The organism is Falsiroseomonas ponticola, from assembly GCF_016805305.1.
Taxonomy (GTDB): domain Bacteria; phylum Pseudomonadota; class Alphaproteobacteria; order Acetobacterales; family Acetobacteraceae; genus Falsiroseomonas; species Falsiroseomonas ponticola.
In genome coordinates this window covers 23584-31416 of sequence record NZ_JAERQN010000023.1, presented here as the reverse complement: position 1 = coordinate 31416, position 7833 = coordinate 23584, and the positions used below count along the sequence as shown (strand labels likewise).

Genomic DNA, 7833 nt, shown 5'->3' with positions numbered 1-7833 from the left:
TCAAGGACTGGCGCCGCATCGCCACCCGCTACGACCGATGCCCCACCATCTTCTTCGGCGCCGTCACACTCGCCGCCATCGTCATCTTCTGGCTCGGCCAATGAGTCCTGAGCCTAGCCGAGAACTATATTCGGCCTGACGAATCGATGAAGGCGCAAAGCAAAGTCAAGGAAAAGGGGCGCTGGACATTTATCGATAAGGTCAAGGTTCGACTGACCGATTCCGACTATTGGGCGGATGTGACAAATTTTGGGAACCGGAACGTCCATATTCCTGACCAGTATGTCCGGGATTATGAACGCCTGCTCACCGGTGGCATCTGGGCGCAGGTCGATATGCGCTTCGAGTACGATGAGGAAGGCAAGGGGAAGAATCCCTTTTGGATCGACAAGCTGACGCCCATTCAGGTCGCCACCTTCGCTCTTGAGGACTATCAGCGGCTGCGTCGCGAGTTCACCACCGACGAGTGGATCGACCTGATGCTGCGCAGCATGGGTTACGAGCCCAATGGCATGACGCGAAGGCTCAAATTCTTGTTTCTGACCAGGCTGATTCCGCTGTGTGAGCGCAACTATAACCTAGTTGAGCTCGGGCCGCGTGGGACAGGCAAGAGCTACGTGATCCAGGAAGTATCTCCCTACGCGGCACTCATGACCGGCCCCACTACGGTGGCCAATCTATTCGGTCATATGGGTGGTCGGACCAAGGGGCTGGTGCAAATCTGGGACGTCGTCGGCTTTGATGAGGTCGCTGACCTGGAGAAGATGCCGAAGGAAGTCATCACGACGATGAAGACCTACTGCGAGTCTGGGTCTTTTCAGCGAGGTCAGGAGGCAGCTTCCGGCGAGGCAAGTGTTGCGATGTTTGGCAACACCAATCAACCCATCGAAGTGATGGTTCAATCCGGTCACCTTTTTGAGCCAATGCCGTCTGTCATCCGAGACGACATGGCGTTCATCGACCGCCTACATTTCTATCTCCCAGGATGGGAGATCCCGAAAATGCGGAACGATCTGTTCACAGATCACTATGGCTTTGTGGTCGACTACCTCGCTGAGGCGCTTCGAGATCTTCGCAAGCATAACTTCACGGAGGTGGTTGACCGACACTTCGGGATGGGATCTCACCTGGTCACCCGCGACCGCAAGGCCGTCAAGAAGACCGTTTCGGGTTTGATGAAAATCCTTCATCCGCATGGGGATGCCACAAAGGACGAGATCGCAGAGCTACTCGAATTCGCGATGGAGGGCCGGCGCAGGGTGAAAGAGCAGCTCAAAAAGATGGGCTCGTTCGAATATTACCATACTTCGTTTAGCTACACGGATAGCGACACGGGCGAAGAGCGATTCGTGGGTGTCCCCGAGCAAGGCGGGCGCAATCTCATATCTTCAGAGCCGATGCCACCGGGCACCGTTTACACGGCGAGCGTCGGGCAAGATGGAACCGTCGGTATGTTTCGCGTTGAAGTGTCAGTCGCAGCGGGTGGGGGCAAGTTGCGCACTGCCGGCGGAGTAAACGGAGCCACCAAGGAATCGGTCAGCCGAGCGTTTGGGTACATGCTTGCGAGGAAGAACGAACTGGGAATCGGCAAGGAAATCGATGTGTCGGACCTTCACGTGGAGGTCATCGATTTGCTGAACAATCGAGTTGAGGGGGAGATCGGGCTAGCCTTCCTCATCGCGGCCTTCTCCGCACTCAAGAAGGCGCCCGTCACCGCGGCGTTGCTAGTTCTCGGCGACCTCAGCATCCAAGGGAACATCAAGGGCGTGAGGTCCTTGGTAGAGCCGCTCCAAGTCGCCATGGACAATGGCGCGAAGCGCGCCCTGATCCCGATCGAGAACAAGAGAAGCTATCTCGAGGTCAGCGGCGATGTGATGGAGCACGTCGATCCAATTTTTTTCGGGGATCCAAAGACAGCTGCCTTCAAGGCTTTGGGCTTGAACTGATCGGCTATGCAATCAGCAGGTTAGAATTGACGCTGCCGCATATCCGATTCGTGCTCCGGCCGCTCTTGGGGACCGCTCGAATATTCGAAGCAGGGCGAGTGCCCGCCGCGCTGAAACCGGCCATTTACCTAGGTTTTTGAGTTCCGTACTAAAGCGCCCAAGTCAGCAGGTCCGGAGAGAAACGGCCCTCGGAGAGCGATTTTCCGCCGTCTCCGCGCCGGACCAGTCAACAGGTCTACCCTGAAAACCCCAGGAAACCTGCCACTCAGCGCGGCGTCCGGTCAGGCGGAGAGCACGGCTCGTATGGGAACTGGCGGACAGGGTGGGATTCGAACCCACGAGACGCTTTCGCGCCTACACACTTTCCAGGCGTGCGCCTTCGACCACTCGGCCACCTGTCCCGCGCGGCCGCGTTCTAGCCAGCCGCGGGCGGGGGGGCAACCCCGGCGCGGGGGAAATGCGACGCGTCATTGACGCTCCCGGGGCCGCGTCGGATCGTGCGCTCCCACCGCCGAGGGGACCCGCCCCATGCCGCCCGCCATCCCCCGCCGCCACGCCCCGGCCGCCGCCTGATGCCGATGCTCTCCTTCTCCGACTATCTCGACGCCGTGCCGAAGGTCGAACTCCACCTGCACATCGCCGGCGCCATCCGGCCGGAGACGCTCGACGAACTCGCCTACCTCAACGAGCTCCGCCTGCCGAAGCCGGCCGCCGAGCTCTACCGCTTCGAGACCTTCTACGATTTCCTGGAGATCCTGCGCCTGGCCGCGCTGGCCATGGCGACGCCGCAGGATTTCGCGCGCGTCGCCTTCGAATGCATCGAGGACCTCCACCGCCACGGCAATGCGCGCCACGCCGAGATCTTCTTCAACCCGCACTACTCGACGCCGACCGGCATCGGCTACCCGGAACTCGTCGATGGGCTGATCGAGGGGCTGGACCGCGCGGAGCGCGCCTATGGCGTCTCCTCCCGCCTGATCGCCTGCATCGACCGCAGCGTCTGCCTGCCCTCCGAAGCGCTGCAGATGCTGGACTGGATGGCACAACACCCCCGCCCGCAGGTCGTGGGGATCGGGCTCGATGGGGCGGAGCGCGCGGGCCCGCCGCTGGTCTGGGTGGAGGCCTGGCGCCAGGCCGGGCGCGCCGGCCTTCGCCGCACCGCCCATCTGTGTGAGGACAACCAGGCGCCGTTCGAGGCACCGCCCGCCCATTTCAGCCATTGCCGGGACGCGCTGGGCTGCGACCGGCTGGACCATGGCTATGGCATCATGGCGGACCCGCTGGTGGTGGCGCGGGCGCGGGCGGAACAGGTGCCCTTCACCATGGCCTGCTGGTCCGGCATGGCCCCCAACCGCGCGCCGCGCCGCCAGCGCATCAGGGCGATGCGGGAGGCCGGGCTGAAGCTGGTGCTGGGCACGGACGACCCCGCCATCTTCGGCACGACGCTCGGCCATGGCTGGCGCACCGTCTTCGCCGATCTCGGCTGGGGCGTGGCCGAAGCCCGCGACCTCTCTTTGGCGGGCGTGGAGGCGAGCTGGCTGCCGGAAGCGCGCAAGGCCGCGCTCCGGGCTTCCTTCACCGAGGCGCTGGACGCGCTGGAGCGGGAGCTTGACCCGGAGGACCGCACGCTGGACCTCGCCGTCACCCGCCGCTGAAACGCGAAGGGGCGGCCCCTTCGGACCGCCCCCCCTTGTCCAACCTCGAAGCCTGCGCCGGCTGCGAAGCCAGGTCGCCCCGCTTCGCAACCCGCCCGCGGCAGCCTGACGAATCAATCGGCGAACTGGCCGGCTGCCTGGATCAGGGGGCGCCACTTGGCGATGTCGGCCTGCCAGAAGGCGCGATGCGCTTCCGGCGTCGCGCGCTCGATCGCCACCGGCGCGGTGCCGAGTTCGGCGAAGCGGCGCGCGATCGTCTCATCCCGCAGCGCGGAGACGAGGGAGCGGTTCAGCCGGTCTACGATCGGGCGCGGCGTGGACCGCGGCGCGTAGAGGCCGTGCCAGACGCTGACGTCGAAGCCGGGCAGCCCCGCCTCGGCGGCCGTCGGCAGCTCGGGCAGGGAGGCGACGCGCGCCGGCGTCGTCACCGCGAAGGCGCGGATGGTGCCGCCGCGGATCTGCTCCGTGGTGCTGGTGGTCTGGTCGCACATCAAATCCACCGTGCCCGCCACCAGGTCGTTCATGGCGGGGCCGGTGCCGCGATAGGGCACGGTCGTCATCGGGGCGTTGATGGCGTGCATGAACAGCAGGCCGCAGAGGTGGCTCGCCGCGCCGATGCCGGCATTGGCGTAGTTCAGCTTCTCCCGGTCCCGCTGGATCACCTGCACCAGCTCGGCCAGGTTGTTGGCGGGGAAGTTGCGGCGCGCGACGAGCGTCATCGGCACGTCCGTGACCAGGCCGATCGTCTCGAAGCCATTGATCGCGTCATAGGGCACGCGGCGGTAGAGCGTCGGGATCGTCGCCATGCCGATATGATGCAGCAGGATGGTGTAGCCATCCGGCCGCGCCTGCGCGACGCGCTGGGCACCCAGCGTGCCGCCGGCGCCGCCGACATTCTCCACCACCACGGGCTGGCCGAGTTCGTTGCCCATGGTCTGGGCGATCAGGCGGCCCACCGTGTCGGTCGGGCCACCGGCCGCGAAGGGGATGATCATGGTGATGGGGCGGCTGGGATAGGGGGCCTGCGCCAGGGCGGGGGCGGACAGCATGGCTGCCGCCGCAAGCCCCATCAGGGCGCGCTTGCCGAAACCGATCATTGCGGTGCGTCTCCTCAAGGTGGAAGGCCGGCCCCCGGCCGAACGAGGCCTGGACCCTTGATGGCCCGTCTATGTCATCCGTTTCCGGGGCGCCAGTTCCGTTTTGCGGAACCGCCTTCCGGCCAGGGCCCGATGCAACCTGGGCGCGACCGGCCGCGCCGATTTCTTCGCGCGTCCCCTTGAACGAAAGTTTGTGGATGAAAGATTACCGATAATCCATAAAACAGGGAAGCATCCAATGACGCGTCTGAACCGCCGCGCCGTCCTGGCAGGCGTCGCCACCATGGCTGGCCTGCCGCTCGCGCGGCCTGCCATCGCCCAACCCGCCATGCCGGACCGGCCGGTCCGCATCATCGTCCCCTACAATGCCGGCGGCATCACGGATGTGATCAGCCGCGGCGTCGCGGTCGGCCTGCAGGCCGCCCTCGGCCAGCCGGTGGTGGTGGACAACCGCCCGGGCGCCAATGGCACGGTCGGCACGCTGGCCGCGGCGCGCTCCGCCCCCGATGGCACCACCATCACCATGGGCATCACCGACACCTTCGCCATCAACCGCTCCACCTTCCCGAACCTGCCCTACAATGACGAGGCGGATTTCGCGCCGATCTCCATGGTCACGCGCGTGCCCTTCGCGCTCATGGTCGGCGCGCATCGGCGGGAGATCACGGATTTCGCGAGCTTCGTGCGGGAGGCGCGGCGCGAGGCCGGGCGGCTTTCCCACGCCTCCTGGGGCGTCGGCTCCTCCTCCCACCTCGCCTTCGAATTCGTCGCGCGGGCGCAGCGGTTCGAGAAGCTGCACGTGCCCTTCGCCGCGCAGGCGCCCGGCATGCAGGCGGTGGCCGCGGGCCAGGTCGATTCGATGATGCTGCCGGTCGGCGGCGCGGAAAGCCTGGCGCGCGACAACCGCGCCCGCATCCTCGCCCTGGCGCATGCCAACCGCATCGACCTGACGCCGGGCGTGCCGACGATGGCGGAACTCGGCGTGCCGCTCTCGACCGGCCTCTGGCTCGCGCTCTACGCGCCGGCGCGCACGCCGCCCGCCGTCATCGCCCGGCTGAACGAGGCGCTGCGCCAGGGCATGCAGCATGAGACGACGCAGGCGGTGTTCCGCCAGCAGGCCGGCGTGGCCGAGCCCTCCACGCCCGAGGAACTCGCCGCCTTCGCGCGCGCCGAGCGGGCGCAATGGGCGCAGCTGGTGCGGGAGAAGAACATCCGCGTCGAGGTCTGACGGGAACCGGGGCGGCGCCCCTCCTCAAGGGAGATGCCGCCCCGGCAGCGTGCTTCAGGCGTCCATCTTGAGCGCGGCGATGAAGGCGCTCTGCGGGATTTCCACCTTGCCGAACTGGCGCATGCGCTTCTTGCCCTCCTTCTGCTTGTCGAGGAGCTTGCGCTTGCGGCTGATGTCGCCGCCGTAGCACTTGGCGGTCACGTCCTTCGACATGGCGCTGATCGTCTCCCGCGCGATGACGCGGCCGCCGATGGCGGCCTGGATCGGAATCTTGAAGAGCTGGCGGGGAATCAGCTCCTTCAGCTTCTCGCAGATCTGCCGGCCGCGGCGGTCCGCCTGGCTGCGATGCGCCATGAAGGACAGGGCATCGACCGGTTCGCTGTTCACCAGGATGGAGATCTTCACCAGGTCGCCGGCGACGTAGTCATCCACCTGGTAGTCGAAGCTGGCATAGCCGCGGCTGATGGACTTCAGCCGGTCATAGAAGTCGAAGACCACCTCGTTCAGCGGCAGGCGATAGACCGCCATGGCGCGGGCGCCCACATAGGTCAGCTCCAGCTGCTGCCCGCGGCGTTCGCTGCACAGCGTCAGCACGGGGCCGAGGTATTCGTCCGGCACCATGATCGTCGCCTTGATCCAGGGCTCCTCGATCTCATCGATCACGGAGGGATCGGGCATGTCGGCGGGGTTGTGCAGCTCGCTCACCACGCCGTTGGTGCGGCGGATCTTGTAGACGACGGAAGGCGCCGTCGCGATCAGGTCGAGGTCGAATTCCCGCGACAGGCGTTCCTGCACGATCTCCAGGTGTAGCAGGCCGAGGAAGCCGCAGCGATAGCCCATGCCGAGCGCCGCGCTGTGCTCGGCCTCGTAGTGGAAGCTGCTGTCGTTCAGCCGCAGCTTGGCGACGCTCTCCCGCAGCTTCTCGAAATCATCGGCATCGACGGGGTAGAGCCCGCACCACACCACCGGCACGCTGGGCTTGAAGCCGGGCAGCGCCTCGCTGGCGGGGTTGCGGTCTTCCGTGAGCGTGTCGCCGACATTAGTATCGGCCACCGTCTTGATGGCGGCGGTGACGTAGCCCATCTCGCCGGGGCTCAGGTAATCCACCGGCACCATCTTCGGCGTGAAGACGCCGACCTGCTCCACCGTGTGCGTGGAGCCGTTCGACATCATGCGGATCTTCTGGCCCTTGCGCAGCACGCCGTCCTTGACGCGCACCAGCACGACCACGCCGAGATAGGCGTCGTACCAGCTATCCACCAGCAGCGCCTTCAGGGCCGCATTGGGGTTGCCGGTGGGCGCGGGCAGGCGGGTCACGATGGCTTCCAGCACGCCCTCGATGTTCAGCCCGGTCTTGGCGCTGATCATCACGGCGTCGGAGGCATCGATGCCGATCACATCCTCGATCTGCTGCTTCACCCGGTCGGGCTCGGCCGCCGGCAGGTCGATCTTGTTGAGGACCGGGACGATCTCGTGGTTGGCGTCGATGGCCTGGTACACATTGGCCAGCGTCTGCGCCTCCACGCCCTGGGAGGCATCGACGACCAGCAGCGAGCCCTCGCAGGCCGCCAGCGACCGGCTGACCTCATAGGCGAAGTCAACATGGCCTGGCGTGTCCATCAGGTTCAGCGTGTAGGTCAGCCCGTCCTGCGCCTTGTAGGCCAGGCGGACGGTCTGCGCCTTGATGGTGATGCCGCGCTCCCGCTCCAGCTCCATGTTGTCGAGGAGCTGTTCCTTCATGTCGCGCAGCGCGACCGTGCCGGTGTTCTGGATCAGCCGGTCGGCGAGCGTCGATTTCCCATGGTCGATATGGGCGATGATGGAGAAGTTGCGGATGCGGTCGAGGGGTACGTCGGTCATGAGGGGCCTGCGGGTTTGGGGCTCACATAGGGGTTGTGGGGCGCCCT

Annotated in this window: 5 protein-coding genes, 1 tRNA gene and 1 pseudogene; 4 read left to right on the top strand and 3 right to left on the bottom strand. The window is 65.8% G+C overall.

Annotated features, from left to right (window positions below; translation table 11 throughout):
- Together JJI54_RS31310 and brxL are read left to right on the top strand one after the other, a co-directional pair.
- Positions 1-104, top strand: a pseudogene (locus JJI54_RS31310) (IS5/IS1182 family transposase); the annotation flags it as partial.
- A gap of 3 nt (positions 105-107) precedes the next feature.
- Complete coding sequence (gene brxL, locus JJI54_RS31305) at positions 108-1946, top strand: protease Lon-related BREX system protein BrxL (RefSeq protein WP_203077355.1); 1839 nt, start codon at positions 108-110, stop codon at positions 1944-1946.
- A gap of 311 nt (positions 1947-2257) precedes the next feature.
- Here the strand turns inward: brxL and JJI54_RS31300 are convergent.
- Positions 2258-2347 (bottom strand) — tRNA-Ser (locus JJI54_RS31300).
- Positions 2348-2518: 171 nt separating this feature from the next.
- Here JJI54_RS31300 and add point away from each other — a divergent pair.
- Positions 2519-3601, top strand: coding sequence for an adenosine deaminase (gene add / locus JJI54_RS31295; RefSeq protein ID WP_203077350.1), 1083 nt, complete (start codon positions 2519-2521; stop codon positions 3599-3601).
- A gap of 113 nt (positions 3602-3714) precedes the next feature.
- On the opposite strand, the gene JJI54_RS31290 is transcribed toward add, so the two are convergent.
- Positions 3715-4698: a tripartite tricarboxylate transporter substrate-binding protein gene (locus JJI54_RS31290; RefSeq protein WP_203077349.1), complete on the bottom strand. Its 984-nt coding sequence runs from the start codon at positions 4696-4698 to the stop codon at positions 3715-3717.
- A 238-nt stretch (positions 4699-4936) separates the two neighbouring features.
- On the opposite strand from JJI54_RS31290, the gene JJI54_RS31285 reads away from it, so the two are divergent.
- The gene (locus tag JJI54_RS31285) at positions 4937-5926 is read left to right on the top strand and encodes a Bug family tripartite tricarboxylate transporter substrate binding protein (protein ID WP_203077348.1); all 990 of its coding nucleotides are present in this window, start codon (positions 4937-4939) and stop codon (positions 5924-5926) included.
- 54 nt (positions 5927-5980) lie between these two features.
- On the opposite strand, the gene lepA is transcribed toward JJI54_RS31285, so the two are convergent.
- Positions 5981-7786, bottom strand: a complete 1806-nt coding sequence (lepA, locus tag JJI54_RS31280) for a translation elongation factor 4 (RefSeq protein WP_203077347.1) — start codon at positions 7784-7786, stop codon at positions 5981-5983.
- Positions 7787-7833 lie beyond the last annotated feature (47 nt).